This is a genomic window from Enterobacter cloacae complex sp. HYC074_NIDB (genome assembly GCF_056673345.1).
Genome location: NZ_CP114214.1, coordinates 3,114,207 through 3,130,266 on the forward strand (window position 1 = coordinate 3,114,207; position 16,060 = coordinate 3,130,266).

Sequence of the window (16,060 nt, forward strand, 5' to 3'; positions counted from 1 at the left end):
GTCTTCCATATTTCCTCCATTTTTCCACTGTGTTACCTGACTAAACTAGTATCATTCCCCGAAAGAGTTTCAGGATGAGAACGTATAACGATGAAAGGCAGTAACAAATCCCGCTGGGCAATCGCCGCTGGTCTGATTGTGGTGGTCCTGGCCGCCGCCTGGTACTGGCACAGCCAGTCCGCGAACTCCACGGCACCTGCTGGCGCCAGTAGCCCCTCACAACGCCCAACGGGCGGCGGGCGCCACGGTATGCGCGGCGGTGCGCTGGCACCGGTGCAGGCGGCAACGGCGGTGAATAAAGCGGTGCCTCGTTATCTCTCCGGGCTGGGAACCATCACTGCCGCCAACACCGTGACGGTACGTAGCCGCGTAGACGGTCAGCTGATGGCCATCCACTTCCAGGAAGGTCAACAGGTGAAAGCGGGCGATCTGCTGGCGGAAATCGATCCAAGCCAGTTTAAGGTGGCCCTGGCGCAGGCGCAGGGGCAACTCGCGAAAGACAAAGCCACCCTCGCCAATGCCCGCCGCGATTTAGCCCGCTATCAGCAGTTGGTAAAAACCAACCTCGTGTCGCGCCAGGAGCTGGATACCCAGCAATCTCTGGTCAGTGAATCTCAGGGCACCATCAAGGCCGACGAAGCCGCGGTCGCCAGCGCCCAGCTCCAGCTCGACTGGAGCCGGATCACCGCGCCGATTGACGGCCGCGTGGGCCTGAAACAGGTTGATATCGGGAACCAAATCTCCAGCGGCGATACCACGGGCATCGTGGTGATCACCCAGACGCACCCTATCGATCTCGTCTTTACCCTGCCGGAAAGCGACATTGCGACGGTGATACAGGCGCAGAAGGCCGGAAAATCGCTGGTGGTTGAAGCCTGGGATCGCACCAACAAGCAGAAGCTGAGCGAAGGTTCGCTGTTGAGCCTGGATAACCAGATCGACACCACCACCGGCACCATCAAGTTAAAAGCACGCTTCAACAATCAGGACGATGCCCTGTTCCCGAATCAGTTCGTCAATGCGCGAATGCTGGTCGCGACCGAAGAAAACGCCGTGGTGATCCCGACGGCGGCCCTGCAAATGGGCAGTGAAGGCAACTTTGTCTGGGTGCTGAACAGCGAAAACAAGGTCAGCAAACACCTGGTGAAAACCGGGATCCAGGACAGTCAGACGGTGGTGATCAGCGCCGGGCTGTCCGCAGGCGACCGAGTCGTAACCGACGGTATTGACCGGCTGACCGAAGGGGCGCAGGTCGAGGTGGTGGAAGCGCAGAATACAGGAGCAAAAGCCTGATGCAGGTGATGCCGCCGAGCTCTACAGGTGGGCCATCACGCCTGTTTATCTTACGTCCAGTTGCGACGACCCTGTTGATGGTGGCGATCCTGCTGGCCGGGATCATTGGCTACCGTTTTCTGCCCGTGTCGGCGCTGCCGGAAGTGGACTACCCGACTATTCAGGTTGTCACCCTCTATCCGGGCGCCAGTCCGGATGTGGTGACGTCCGCCATCACCGCCCCGCTGGAGCGTCAGTTTGGCCAGATGTCTGGCCTGAAGCAGATGTCCTCCCAGAGCTCGGGCGGCGCCTCGGTCGTCACGCTTCAGTTCCAGCTCGCCCTGTCGCTGGACGTCGCGGAACAGGAGGTGCAGGCCGCCATTAACGCCGCCACCAACCTGCTGCCGTCTGACCTGCCGAACCCGCCGGTTTACAGCAAGGTGAACCCGGCAGACCCGCCGATCATGACGCTTGCCGTCACCTCCTCCGCCATGCCGATGACGCAGGTGGAAGACATGGTCGAAACCCGCGTGGCGCAGAAGATTTCGCAGGTGACCGGCGTCGGGCTGGTTACGCTCGCAGGGGGACAACGCCCCGCGGTGCGCGTTAAGCTCAATGCCCAGGCCATTGCCGCGCTGGGGTTAACCAGCGAAACCATTCGCACCGCCATCAGCAGCGCCAACGTTAACTCAGCGAAGGGCTCGCTGGACGGCCCGACCCGCGCGGTCACGCTCTCCGCCAACGACCAGATGCAGTCCGCCGATGAATACCGTCAGCTGATTATTGCCTACCAGAACGGCGCACCGATCCGCCTGGGCGACGTGGCAACCGTCGAACAAGGCGCGGAAAACAGCTGGCTCGGGGCGTGGGCTAATAAGCAGCAGGCGATTGTCATGAACGTTCAGCGCCAGCCGGGCGCGAACATTATTGATACCGCCGACAGCATTCGCACCATGCTGCCGCAGCTGGTGGAAAGCCTGCCAAAATCGGTCAGCGTGAAAGTGCTCTCTGACCGCACCACGAATATTCGCGCGTCAGTGACTGACACCCAGTTCGAGCTGATGCTGGCGATTGCGCTGGTGGTGATGATCATCTACCTGTTCCTGCGCAACGTTCCGGCAACCATTATTCCCGCCGTTGCCGTGCCGCTCTCGCTGGTCGGGACGTTCGCGGTAATGGTATTTCTCGACTTCTCGATTAACAACCTGACGCTGATGGCGCTCACCATCGCCACCGGGTTTGTGGTGGACGACGCCATCGTGGTAATCGAAAACATCTCGCGCTATATCGAGAAAGGTGAAAAGCCGTTAGCCGCCGCGCTGAAGGGCGCGGGGGAGATCGGCTTTACCATTATTTCGCTCACCTTCTCGCTGATTGCGGTGCTGATCCCGCTGCTGTTTATGGGCGATATCGTCGGGCGGCTGTTTCGCGAGTTTGCCGTGACGCTGGCGGTCGCCATTCTGATCTCTGCCGTGGTGTCGCTGACGCTGACGCCGATGATGTGCGCCCGCATGCTGAGCCACGAATCTTTGCGCAAGCAAAACCGCTTCTCCCTCGCCTCCGAGCGGATGTTCGAGCGCATTATTGCCGCCTACGGCCGCGTGCTGGCGAAAGTCCTGAACCATCCCTGGGCGACGCTCGGCGTGGCCCTCGGCACGCTGGCGCTCAGCGTCATGCTGTGGATTTTCATTCCGAAAGGCTTCTTCCCGATTCAGGACAACGGCATTATTCAGGGCACGCTTCAGGCGCCACAGACGGTCTCCTTCGCCAACATGGCGCAGCGCCAGCAGCAGGTGTCTGAGATCATCATGAAAGATCCGGCGGTGGAAAGCCTGACTGCCTACGTGGGCGTGGACGGCACCAACCCGTCGCTTAACAGCGCGCGCCTGCAAATTAACCTTAAACCGCTCGATGACCGTGACGATCGCGTCAACGCGGTTATTGAGCGTCTGCAAAGCGCTGTGGCGCGCGTACCGGGCATTGAGCTGTATCTGCAACCGATCCAGGATTTAACCATTGATACGCAGGTGAGTCGCACGCAGTACCAGTTTACGCTCCAGGCCACCTCGCTTGATGCACTCAGCACCTGGGTGCCGCAGCTGGTGGACAAGCTGAAAGCACTGCCGCAGATTTCTGACGTCAGCAGCGACTGGCAGGATAAAGGGCTGGCGGCGTACGTCAACGTCAACCGTGACACCGCCAGCCGTCTGGGCATTACCATGTCCGACGTGGATAACGCGCTGTATAACGCCTTTGGCCAGCGCCTTATCTCCACCATTTACACCCAGGCGAACCAGTATCGCGTGGTGCTGGAACATAACACCGAGAACACGCCCGGGCTTGCCGCGCTGGACTCGATACGCCTGACCAGCAAAGACGGCGGGATTGTGCCGCTCAGCGCCATTGCCAGCGTGGAAGAGCGTCACACCCCGCTGTCGATTAACCATCTCGATCAGTTCCCATCCACCACCATTTCGTTCAACGTGCCGGACGGTTATTCCCTGGGCGAAGCGGTGGAGACCATTCTGGGTGCGGAGAAAGAACTCAGCTTCCCGTCAGATATTCAGACCCAGTTCCAGGGCAGTACTCTGGCGTTCCAGGCCGCGCTGGGCAGCACCGTCTGGCTGATTGTCGCGGCGGTGGTGGCGATGTATATCGTGCTTGGCGTGCTGTATGAAAGCTTTATCCACCCGATCACCATTCTCTCCACCCTGCCGACGGCGGGCGTGGGGGCACTGCTGGCGCTGATGCTGGCGGGGAGCGAACTGGACGTGATTGCGATCATCGGCATCATTCTGCTTATCGGCATCGTGAAGAAAAACGCCATCATGATGATCGATTTTGCGCTGGCCGCAGAGCGCGAGCAGGGTATGGCGCCGCGCGAGGCCATTTACCAGGCCTGTCTGCTGCGTTTTCGCCCGATCCTGATGACCACCCTCGCCGCCCTGCTGGGCGCGCTGCCGCTGATGCTGAGCACCGGCGTGGGGGCCGAACTGCGCCGTCCGCTGGGCATCGGGATGGTCGGCGGCCTGCTCGTAAGCCAGGTGCTGACGCTGTTTACCACGCCGGTTATCTACCTGCTGTTTGACCGTCTGGCCCTGTGGACGAAAAGCCGCTTCCCGAAACGTGAAGAGGAGGCGTAAGTGAAGTTTTTCGCCCTCTTCATTTACCGTCCGGTGGCGACGATTTTACTCTCCGTCGCTATCACCCTGTGCGGCGTGCTGGGCTTCCGGCTGCTGCCGGTGGCCCCGCTGCCGCAGGTCGATTTCCCGGTGATCATGGTCAGCGCCTCGCTGCCGGGTGCCTCGCCGGAAACCATGGCCTCATCGGTGGCGACGCCGCTTGAGCGCTCGCTTGGTCGAATTGCCGGGATTAACGAGATGACCTCCAGCAGTTCGCTGGGCAGCACGCGCATCATTCTGGAATTCAATTTCGACCGGGACATCAACGGCGCGGCGCGTGACGTGCAGGCCGCGATTAACGCCGCCCAAAGCCTGCTGCCGAGCGGCATGCCGAGCCGTCCAACCTATCGCAAGGCCAACCCCTCCGACGCGCCGATCATGATCCTGACGCTTACGTCAGAGACCTACTCCCAGGGCGAGCTGTACGATTTTGCCTCCACCCAGCTGGCGCAAACCATCGCCCAGATTAACGGCGTGGGCGACGTGGACGTCGGCGGCAGCTCCCTGCCCGCCGTGCGCGTGGCGCTGAATCCGCAGGCGCTGTTTAACCAGGGCGTGTCGCTGGACGACGTGCGTTCCGCCATCAGCAACGCCAACGTGCGTAAGCCGCAGGGCGCGATTGAGGACAACAGCCACCGCTGGCAGATCCAGACTAACGACGAGCTGAAAACCGCCGCCGAGTATCAGCCGTTGATTATTCACTACAACAACGGCGCGGCGGTGCGCCTGAGCGACGTCGCCAGCGTCACCGATTCGGTGCAGGACGTGCGTAACGCCGGGATGACCAACGCCAAACCGGCGATTTTGCTGATGATCCGCAAGCTGCCGGAAGCCAACATCATTCAGACGGTGAACAGCATCCGCGCGCGCCTGCCGGAGCTTCAGGAAACGATTCCGGCGGCCATCGATCTCCAGATTGCGCAGGACCGCTCCCCCACCATCCGCGCCTCGCTTGAGGAGGTAGAGCAAACGCTGATCATCTCCGTCGCGCTGGTGATCCTGGTGGTGTTCCTGTTCCTGCGCTCGGGGCGCGCGACGCTGATCCCGGCGGTGGCGGTGCCGGTATCGCTGATAGGCACCTTTGCCGCCATGTACCTGTGCGGCTTTAGCCTTAACAACCTGTCGCTGATGGCGCTGACGATTGCCACCGGGTTTGTGGTGGATGACGCCATCGTGGTGCTGGAGAATATCTCGCGCCATCTGGAAGCGGGCATGAAGCCGCTCCAGGCGGCGCTTCAGGGGACGCGCGAAGTGGGCTTCACGGTCCTGTCCATGAGCCTGTCGCTGGTGGCGGTATTCCTGCCGCTGCTGCTGATGGGCGGCCTGCCGGGGCGACTGCTGCGCGAATTTGCCGTCACGCTCTCCGTCGCCATTGGTATCTCACTGGTGATTTCGCTGACGCTGACGCCGATGATGTGCGGCTGGATGCTAAAGCGCAGCCAACCGCACTCGCAGCCGCGCAGGAAAGGCTTTGGCCGCGTCCTGATGGCGATGCAGTCCGGCTACGGCAAATCGCTGAAATGGGTGCTGAACCACACGCGTATTGTCGGGCTGGTGCTGATCGGCACCATCGTCCTCAACGTCTGGATGTATATCACCATCCCGAAAACCTTTTTCCCGGAGCAGGATACCGGCGTGCTGATGGGCGGTATTCAGGCGGACCAGAGCATTTCGTTCCAGGCGATGCGCGGCAAACTGCAAGACTTTATGAAAATCATCCGGGAAGATCCGGCCGTGGATAACGTCACCGGCTTTACCGGCGGCTCGCGCGTTAACAGCGGGATGATGTTTATTACCCTTAAGCCGCGCGGTGAACGTCACGAAACGGCGCAGCAGATCATTGACCGCCTGCGGCTGAAGCTTGCCAAAGAGCCGGGGGCAAATCTGTTTTTGATGGCCGTTCAGGATATCCGCGTCGGCGGACGACAGGCTAACGCCAGCTATCAGTACACCCTGCTCTCGGATGACTTAGCCGCCCTGCGCGAGTGGGAGCCGAAGATCCGTAAAGCGCTGGCCGCGCTGCCGCAGCTGGCGGACGTGAACTCTGACAGCCAAAACAACGGTGCGGAGATGGCGCTCACCTACGATCGTGAAACCATGGCCCGCCTGGGCATTAACGTGGAGGCGGCCAACAGCCTGCTGAACAACGCCTTCGGGCAGCGTGAAGTCTCTACCATCTATCAGCCGATGAACCAGTACAAGGTGGTGATGGAGGTGGATCCGCGCTACACCCAGGACATCAGCGCGCTGGACAAGATGTTTGTGATCAATGATGACGGTAAGGCGATTCCGCTGTCGTACTTCGCCAGCTGGCAGCCGTCGAACGCCCCGCTGTCGGTGAACCACCAGGGGCTTTCCGCCGCCTCGACCGTCTCGTTTAACCTGCCAACCGGCTCGTCGCTGTCTGAGGCCAGCGATGCCATTAATCGCGCCATGACCCAGCTCGGGGTGCCCTCCTCGGTGCGCGGCAGCTTTGCCGGTACGGCGCAGGTGTTCCAGGACACCATGAACTCGCAGGTTATTTTGATTCTGGCGGCCATTGCCACGGTTTATATCGTGCTGGGCGTGCTGTACGAAAGCTACGTGCACCCGTTGACCATTCTCTCCACGCTTCCCTCTGCGGGCGTGGGGGCGCTGCTGGCGCTGGAGCTGTTCGGTGCCCCATTCAGTCTTATCGCGCTTATCGGGATCATGCTATTGATTGGCATCGTGAAGAAAAACGCGATAATGATGGTCGACTTTGCCCTGGACGCCCAGCGCAACGGCAACCTGACGCCGGACGAGGCGATATTCCAGGCCTGTCTGCTGCGTTTTCGCCCGATCATGATGACCACGCTGGCCGCGCTGTTCGGCGCGCTGCCGCTGGTCATATCCGGCGGTGACGGCTCTGAACTACGCCAGCCGCTGGGGATCACGATCGTTGGCGGCCTGGTGATGAGCCAGCTGCTGACGCTCTACACGACGCCGGTAGTCTATCTGTTCTTTGACCGCCTGCGGCTGCGTTTTTCGCGTAAAAAGAGAACCACGGTGACCGAGTAAATGACCGACCTACCCAGTAACGTTCGCTGGCAATTGTGGATCGTCGCGTTCGGCTTCTTTATGCAGTCGCTGGACACGACTATCGTGAACACCGCCCTCCCCTCGATGGCGAAAAGCCTGGGGGAGAGCCCGCTGCACATGCATATGGTGATTGTCGCCTACGTGCTGACGGTCGCCGTGATGCTGCCTGCCAGCGGCTGGCTGTCGGATAAAGTCGGCGTGCGAAACATCTTCTTCACCGCCATTGTGCTGTTTACCACCGGGTCGCTGTTTTGCGCCCAGGCCAATACCCTCGACCAGCTGGTGATGGCGCGCGTGCTACAGGGCGTCGGCGGCGCGATGATGGTACCCGTCGGGCGGTTAACGGTGATGAAAATTGTTCCGCGCGCGCAGTATATGGCGGCGATGACCTTCGTCACCCTGCCCGGTCAGGTCGGCCCGCTGCTTGGCCCGGCGCTGGGCGGGATTCTGGTGGAGTATGCCTCCTGGCACTGGATCTTCCTGATCAACCTGCCGGTCGGTATTATCGGCGCGATTGCCACCCTGACGCTGATGCCGAACTATAAAATGCAGACCCGGCGCTTTGATTTCTTTGGCTTCATCCTGCTGGCAGCTGGCATGGCGACGCTTACCCTCGCGCTCGACGGGCAAAAAGGGCTGGGGATCTCCTCCCTGTCGCTCGCCCTGCTGGTAGCGCTGGGTGTCACCGCCATTCTCTGGTATCTGTGGCATGCCAGAGGTAACGCTAACGCGCTGTTCAGCCTAAATCTGTTCAAGAATCCCACCTACCGTCTTGGTCTGTTCGGCAGCTTTGCCGGACGCATCGGCAGCGGCATGTTGCCGTTTATGACGCCGGTATTTTTACAGATTGGGATGGGCTTCTCGCCGTTCCATGCCGGGCTGATGATGATCCCGATGGTACTTGGCAGCATGGGGATGAAGCGTATTGTGGTGCAGGTGGTGAACCGCTTTGGCTATCGCCGCGTGCTGGTGGCCGCCACGATCGGGCTGGCGTTGGTCTGCCTGCTGTTTATGGCCGTGGCGCTGCTGGGCTGGTACTACATCCTGCCGCTGGTGCTGTTCTGCCAGGGGATCATCAACTCCATGCGATTCTCGTCGATGAACACCCTGACGCTGAAAGATCTGCCGGACGAGCTGGCAAGCAGTGGTAACAGTCTGCTGTCGATGATCATGCAGCTCTCCATGAGCGTGGGGGTCACGGTCGCCGGATTGCTGCTCGGCATGTACGGTCAGCACCATCTCAGCGCCGACACCCCCGTCGCGCATCAGGTCTTTTTATACACTTACCTCAGCATGGCGGTAATTATCGCTCTGCCCGCTTTTATCTTTGCCAGAGTGCCGAATGACACGACCAAAAACGTCGTGATCCGACGCGGCAAAAGGAGTGCACCATGAAATTCTGGCGTCCGGGGATCACCGGTAAGCTTTTTGTGGCGATTTTCGCCACCTGTATCGTCCTGCTGATTACTATGCACTGGGCGGTGCGGGTCAGCTTTGAGCGCGGCTTTATTGACTACATCAAGCACGGTAACGAACAGCGTTTACAGGGCTTAAGCGACGCGCTGGGGGAACAGTATAGCCTGCACGGTAACTGGCGTTTTCTGCGCAACAACGATCGCTTTATATTTCAAATTCTGCGCTCGCTGGAGCACGATAATGACGACGACCGTCCGGGACCGGGCATGCCGCCGCACGGCTGGCGCACCCAGTTCTGGGTAATTGATCAGGAGATGCGCGTGCTCGTTGGCCCACGCTCTCCGGTACCGCCGGACGGCACAAAGCGCGCCATTACCTCGAACGGCGCCACGGTGGGCTGGGTTATCGCCTCCCCGGTCGAGCGGCTGACGCGCAACACCGACATCAACTTTGACCGCCAGCAGCGTCAGACCAGCTGGTTGATTGTCGCGCTTTCTACCCTGCTTGCGGCGCTCGCCACCTTCCCGCTGGCGCGCGGCCTGCTGGCGCCGGTTAAGCGCCTGGTGGAAGGCACGCACAAGCTGGCGGCGGGTGATTTCTCGACCCGCGTGGACACCCGCAGCCAGGATGAACTGGGCAAGCTGGCGCAGGACTTCAACCAGCTCGCCAGCACGCTGGAAAAAAACCAGCAGATGCGCCGCGATTTTATGGCCGACATTTCGCACGAGCTGCGCACCCCGCTGGCGGTGCTGCGCGGCGAGCTGGAGGCGATTCAGGACGGCGTGCGGCAGTTCACCCCCGAGTCGGTGGCCTCGCTTCAGGCGGAAGTCGGTACGCTGACCAAACTGGTGGACGATCTGCATCAGCTTTCCATGTCCGACGAAGGCGCCCTGGCTTACCAGAAAGCACCGATCGATGTGATCAATATCCTTGAAGTCGTGACCGGCGCATTCCGCGAGCGCTTCGCCAGCCGTGACCTGAAAATCAACCTTTCGCTGCCGGACAGTGCGGTGGTGTTCGGCGACAGAGATCGCCTGATGCAGCTGTTCAATAATCTGCTGGAGAACAGCCTCCGCTACACCGACGGCGGCGGCGCGCTGCATATCTCCGGCAGGCAGGAAAACGGGCGCTTTGCCCTGACCTTTGCGGACTCCGCCCCTGGCGTGAAGGATGCGCAGCTGGAAAAACTGTTCGAGCGCTTCTATCGCACCGAAGGTTCACGCAACCGCGCCAGCGGCGGTTCCGGCCTTGGGCTGGCCATTTGCGTTAACATTGTGGAGGCCCATGGCGGCACCATCCGCGCCGCCCATTCGCCTTTTGGCGGGGTTAGCATTACAGTAGAGTTACCTCTGGAACGGGATTTATCGAGGGAAGCATGACCGAGTTACCGATTGACGACAACACACCGCGTATTTTGATCGTGGAAGACGAGCCTAAACTTGGGCAACTGCTGATCGACTATTTGCGCGCTGCGAGTTACGCGCCAACGCTTATCAGCCACGGCGACCAGGTGCTGCCCTACGTGCGCCAGACGCCGCCGGATCTGATCCTGCTGGATCTGATGCTGCCGGGTACCGACGGCCTGACCCTGTGCCGCGAAATTCGTCGTTTCTCCGATGTGCCCATCGTGATGGTGACGGCCAAAATCGAAGAGATCGATCGTCTGCTGGGGCTCGAAATCGGCGCCGACGATTACATCTGCAAGCCTTACAGCCCGCGGGAGGTGGTCGCTCGGGTGAAAACCATCCTCCGCCGCTGTAAGCCGCAGCGTGAATTGCAGGTGCTCGATGCGCAAAGCCCGCTGATCGTCGACGAAAGCCGTTTCCAGGCGAGCTGGCGCAGCAAACTTTTGGATCTCACCCCCGCAGAGTTTCGCCTGTTGAAAACGCTCTCCCACGAGCCGGGCAAAGTGTTTTCCCGCGAGCAGCTGCTCAACCATCTGTATGACGATTACCGCGTGGTGACCGACCGCACCATCGACAGCCACATCAAAAACCTGCGCCGCAAGCTGGAGGCGCTGGACGCCGACCAGTCGTTTATTCGCGCGGTGTACGGCGTGGGGTATCGCTGGGAAGCGGATGCGTGCAGGATTGCCTGAATAACCCCCCTCACCCTGCCGTCTCCCCAAAGGGAGAGGGTTCCCCAGCAATTTGAAAGCAAAAGCTATAACGCTGCCTCAGAATAACTGAGGGCTTTCAGCGATGCCTCGGTCCGGCTGTAAATCGCTGAGGCGTTTCCTGTAGGCCGGGGCGAGGCGCAGGGATGCGCCGAGAGGGCGGGCTTTACAGGGATGTTACCTCCGCCCGTCCCCGATAAGCCGGAAGGAATAAGCCGAAGGCACCGCGAAGCGGCGATTTTCCGCCGGAAGCCCGGGTCGCCAGGGTGGTGGCGACTGAGCCACCCTGGCACGTTCACCGGCCATGTCGTGACAGAGTAGCAAGGAACATAACGTGAACGGAATGACCACCAGAGCCGTATGTTCCCCCTCACCCCAGCCCTCTCCCTCAAGGGAGAGGGGGCCGTCTGTGCAGGCATTATTTTGTGGGGAACCCTCAGCCCCAAAGGGGAGAGGGTTAGGGTGAGGGGCAAAGCTTTACCTCTCTTCCCCGCAGCGCTACAATGCCCGCCCTTAAAGTGGGGGATCTCCCCTTACCGCTGCATCAGGTGCATGCGGATCTGACCTGTCATCAGAACGAGAACAAACATGTTTAAACCGGAACTCCTTTCCCCGGCGGGAACGCTGCAAAATATGCGTTACGCTTTCGCCTATGGCGCCGACGCCGTCTACGCGGGCCAGCCGCGCTACTCGCTGCGCGTGCGTAACAACGAATTCAACCACGAGAATCTTCAGCTCGGCATCAATGAAGCGCATGCCCTGGGCAAAAAATTCTACGTGGTGGTGAACATCGCGCCGCACAACGCCAAGCTGAAAACGTTCATTCGCGACCTGAAGCCGGTCGTGGAGATGGGGCCGGACGCGCTGATCATGTCGGACCCGGGTTTAATCATGCTGGTTCGGGAGAATTTCCCGGAGATGGACATTCACCTCTCAGTGCAGGCTAACGCCGTCAACTGGGCAACGGTGAAATTCTGGAAACAGATGGGGCTGACCCGCGTCATTCTGTCCCGCGAGCTGTCCCTCGAAGAGATCGAAGAGATCCGCACCCAGGTGCCGGATATGGAGATCGAAATCTTCGTTCACGGCGCGCTGTGCATGGCCTACTCCGGACGCTGCCTGCTCTCTGGCTACATCAACAAGCGTGACCCGAACCAGGGTACCTGCACCAACGCCTGCCGCTGGGAATATAACGTTCAGGAAGGCAAAGAGGATGACATCGGTAACATCGTGCATAAACACGAGCCGATTCCGGTCACCAACGTTGAGCCAACGCTGGGAATTGGCGCGCCTACCGACAGCGTGTTTATGATCGAAGAAGCCAAACGTCCGGGTGAGTACATGACCGCCTTCGAAGACGAGCACGGCACTTACATCATGAACTCTAAAGATCTGCGCGCCATCGCGCACGTCGAGCGTTTAACCAAGATGGGCGTACACTCCCTGAAAATCGAAGGCCGCACCAAGTCTTACTACTACTGCGCTCGTACCGCACAGGTATATCGCAAAGCCATCGACGATGCCGCTGCCGGTAAACCGTTCGACACCAGCCTGCTGGAAACGCTGGAAGGTCTGGCGCATCGCGGCTATACCGAAGGTTTCCTGCGTCGTCACACTCACGACGACTACCAGAACTACGAGCATGGCTATTCGATTTCCGAACGCCAGCAGTTTGTAGGCGACTTCACCGGCGAGCGTAAAGGCCCGCTGGCCGCCGTCGCCGTAAAAAACAAATTCACTAAAGGCGACAGCCTGGAGCTGATGACGCCGCAGGGCAACATGAACTTCCGACTGGAGCACCTGGAAAACAAAAAAGGTGAGGCGATTGAGGTCGCACCTGGCGACGGCCATGTGGTCTGGCTGCCGGTTCCTGAAGAGGTGGAGCTGGAGTTTGCGCTGCTGATGCGTAATTTTGAAGGTGAAAATACCCGAAATCCACACGGCAAATAGTCAATCAACGGGATTTTTTCACGCTGGGATAATTCTTAGAATCGGATCACATACCGCTTCGTTCAATACGGGTATTATCCCCCCCGCTGAAAAACATAACCCATAAATGCTAGCTGTACCAGGAACCACCTCCTTAGCCTGCGTAATCTCCCTTACGCGGGCTTATTTTTTTTGTTAACTCCTGAAATTTTTCCCCCTGATAAATATGGCGTTGGATTGACCCGGGAAAGGTTTGTGTCAGCATTAGGCGTATCATCTAAGCAAATCGAACGAACAAAGGATCCTAATCACATTTTTTAATGGATTTGAGAGGGATGAACACTATTCGGAACATTCCTAATTTTAAGTGTTAACGGGACCTTTACTCTTGATTTATTAACAATCAACGTTTCACATGGACGGAGAGATGAAGTGACATTCACAGGACAATTTTCAAAGGATCTTCCAGATTACGAACTCGCACGCAGTCTTGGTCTTGCCTCTGGCGGCGATATAAATTTCACAGCACTTGCAGGTCAACTGGACTGTAGCAGAAATTTTAGCCAGGCCGGGATTATCTACTCAGACGGTACACGTCAGTGGCTAGTACGGCCATCAAGAAGGATTGCGACACCAAACGAAAGCTCGGTTAGTCATGTAGTCATAACCAAAGTAAATGCCTCATTAGTTAACCCTGTTCAGGCAACAACGGCGACGATTAATTCCCCTTCCCTGGCAACTGAAATTGGTTCAACGGCCATTTCCTGCGGAGCCGCAATTCTTACTGTTGTACTTGCGGCAGGGGCCGGTATGGCTATACCTCTCACTGCAGGGTCTTCCGGTGCTATAGCCGCTGTGATTTTAGCCGGTGGTGTAGCAACTGGAATTCAATGTGCAAATGGGCTTGGCCGACTATCGTTGATTGCTATGAATCATGATGATTACGTTGCGTGGATGGACTCCCAGGAGTGGTATACAGCAACCAACACAGCCCTGGATGCGATTTCTCTTGCCGGGGCTGCTGCGGGTTTAAAAAGCGCTGCATTGACCTATCGCCTTCTTAACCGTTCATCGTCTGAGAGTTTGCTCTCCTTATTACAAAAAATGAGCCGGGCCGACCGTACGCGATTAACAGAGGAGATTATTCGTATCCGCAATCCCGGCATCTCGAATTCAGGTGTAAAAGCAGCAATGAAGGCAGGCGTGTATCCCAAACGTTATCCGTCAGAAGCGTTGCAGTTGCTCTTACAGCGTGAGTTGCTGAATACCATTTCAAATTCTTCTGCCTTCGTTGGAAGTGCCATCTCAGGAAATATCAGAAATCCACAGAATGTTGCACAAACGGGTAAATACATTTTTGGTTTAATTCAGTCTTTTTCATTTACAGGAAGTTATTGACCCGTCCATGATGAAATACATTAAAGATAGCCTTGCATTAAGTGCTTTGGTTAAAAGTAAAATGGCGACCGATGATCTCAACCAGCTTGAAACATTAAAAGAACAGTTAAAAGATCGGTTCGGCGTTCCTGTGGGCGTCCATATGACAGGAATTCCTTTGGCAGTGAGCACGTTACTGGCTATTTTTTGCTACGCCATGGTGCAAGTTTCCCTCTGGTTGTTGCTGTTTCGCTGGCTCGGCTTAGCTGAATTTAAGGTTATGATGGGAGTATTCATTGCAGCAATTGTGTATTGTCTGTTAGTGATGAGCACGATGTTTCTGACTACACGGGGTTCTTTGCCTGGATATAAGCTGCATATTTTCGTCATTACGCTGACAGGCATAATGAGCATTATTTATTTCATCTGGACGGGGATTTCGCTTTTATTCGGCCCTGTTGAGAACTACACACCGCAAATAACCTCTTTGCTGGGGCTGGGATGTTTCTTTCTGAACATTATGTGGATGAATTCATCGATTTTTTACCGCTCCATTGCGCTAACGCTACATAATCGGGTCTGGCGTAAGCAGCTCAAAATCGAGGCAAGGCCAATGTCACACCTCAAACGTTGACCACAATAGTCAATTGAGCGGCAGTAGTATGCACTGTAAGCGCTACGGGGTTCTTTAGTCGATTTCAAAGCCCTTACGCGGGCTTATTTTTTGCCTTTCATCCTGTTCTTACCCGCTTTTTCCCTCCCTGGGATACACTCTTTCTATAGCTAAAAAAGGGAGCAACCCGGATGGCAACCTATCCAGACAGTTTATTAATTCTTAACGGCAAGAGTGCAGGCAACGATCTGTTGCGCCAGGCGATCACCGAATTGCGTGAAGATGGCGCGCGCATTCACGTGCGCGTGACATTTGAAAAAGGCGATGCGGCGCGCTATATCGACGAGGGCATCAGGTTAGGTGTTCAGACCATCATTTCCGGCGGCGGCGACGGAACGATCAACGAGATCGCCGGTGCGCTCATTGACCTCAACGCCGCAGCTCGCCCGGCGATGGGGATTTTACCGCTCGGTACCGCCAACGATTTTGCCACCAGCGCCGGTATTCCGGAGGATGTAGGCAAAGCACTGCAACTGGCTATCCTCGGGAAAGCGACCGCCGTCGATATTGCGCAGGTGAATGAAAGAACCTGCTTTATCAATATGGCAACGGGCGGTTTCGGCACGCGGATCACCAGCGAAACACCGGAAAAACTGAAAGCCGCGCTGGGCGGCGTCTCGTATCTCATTCACGGCCTAATGCGCATGGACACCCTCAAGCCCGACAGCTGTGAAATTCACGGTGAGAACTTCCACTGGCAGGGCGACGCGCTGGTGATTGGTATCGGCAACGGGCGGCAGGCGGGGGGCGGTCAACAGCTTTGCCCGGAAGCATTGATCAACGACGGTCAATTACAGCTGCGTATTTTTACCGGCGACGGGCTGCTGCCTGCGCTGTTTACGACGCTGACGCAGCCAGAGGAGAGCCCCAATATCATCGACGGGAAATCCGCGTGGTTTGAAGTGATCGCCCCACACGGCATGACCTTTAACCTCGACGGAGAGCCGCTCAGCGGCGAGCGATTCCGCATTGAGGTGTTGCCCGGGGCGTTGCAGTGCCGATTGCCGCCGGACTGCGTGCTGTTGCGCTGATTTT

Annotated in this window: 10 protein-coding genes; all 10 read left to right on the plus strand. The window is 58.0% G+C overall.

Annotated features, from left to right (window positions below; genetic code table 11):
• Positions 1-90 precede the first annotated feature (90 nt).
• Positions 91-1,293 carry an MdtA/MuxA family multidrug efflux RND transporter periplasmic adaptor subunit gene (locus tag O1724_RS15120; RefSeq protein WP_022651490.1) on the plus strand — a complete coding sequence of 401 codons (1,203 nt, stop codon included), beginning with the start codon at positions 91-93 and terminating at the stop codon, positions 1,291-1,293.
• Entirely contained in the window at positions 1,293-4,415 is a 3,123-nt protein-coding gene (locus O1724_RS15125; protein WP_126297245.1) for an MdtB/MuxB family multidrug efflux RND transporter permease subunit, read from the plus strand. The genes O1724_RS15120 and O1724_RS15125 overlap by 1 nt, the downstream gene beginning before the upstream one ends.
• Positions 4,416-7,493 carry a multidrug efflux RND transporter permease subunit MdtC gene (gene mdtC / locus O1724_RS15130; RefSeq protein WP_126297244.1) on the plus strand — a complete coding sequence of 1,026 codons (3,078 nt, stop codon included), beginning with the start codon at positions 4,416-4,418 and terminating at the stop codon, positions 7,491-7,493.
• The gene (mdtD, locus tag O1724_RS15135) at positions 7,494-8,909 is read left to right on the plus strand and encodes an MFS transporter (protein ID WP_126297243.1); all 1,416 of its coding nucleotides are present in this window, start codon (positions 7,494-7,496) and stop codon (positions 8,907-8,909) included. It begins immediately after the preceding gene.
• Positions 8,906-10,309 carry an envelope stress sensor histidine kinase BaeS gene (baeS, locus tag O1724_RS15140; RefSeq protein WP_006811258.1) on the plus strand — a complete coding sequence of 468 codons (1,404 nt, stop codon included), beginning with the start codon at positions 8,906-8,908 and terminating at the stop codon, positions 10,307-10,309. Before mdtD ends, baeS begins: the two co-directional genes overlap by 4 nt.
• Positions 10,306-11,028 carry an envelope stress response regulator BaeR gene (baeR, locus tag O1724_RS15145; RefSeq protein ID WP_015572364.1) on the plus strand — a complete coding sequence of 241 codons (723 nt, stop codon included), beginning with the start codon at positions 10,306-10,308 and terminating at the stop codon, positions 11,026-11,028. Before baeS ends, baeR begins: the two co-directional genes overlap by 4 nt.
• Before the next feature lie 606 nt (positions 11,029-11,634).
• Positions 11,635-12,996, plus strand: a complete 1,362-nt coding sequence (gene trhP, locus O1724_RS15150; protein WP_022651495.1) for a prephenate-dependent tRNA uridine(34) hydroxylase TrhP — start codon at positions 11,635-11,637, stop codon at positions 12,994-12,996.
• A gap of 411 nt (positions 12,997-13,407) precedes the next feature.
• Positions 13,408-14,373, plus strand: coding sequence for an Ssp4 family T6SS effector (locus O1724_RS15155; RefSeq protein WP_023324949.1), 966 nt, complete (start codon positions 13,408-13,410; stop codon positions 14,371-14,373).
• A gap of 7 nt (positions 14,374-14,380) precedes the next feature.
• Positions 14,381-14,986 carry a hypothetical protein gene (locus O1724_RS15160; RefSeq protein WP_096947346.1) on the plus strand — a complete coding sequence of 202 codons (606 nt, stop codon included), beginning with the start codon at positions 14,381-14,383 and terminating at the stop codon, positions 14,984-14,986.
• 170 nt (positions 14,987-15,156) lie between these two features.
• Positions 15,157-16,056, plus strand: a complete 900-nt coding sequence (gene yegS / locus O1724_RS15165) for a lipid kinase YegS (RefSeq protein ID WP_058658056.1) — start codon at positions 15,157-15,159, stop codon at positions 16,054-16,056.
• Positions 16,057-16,060 lie beyond the last annotated feature (4 nt).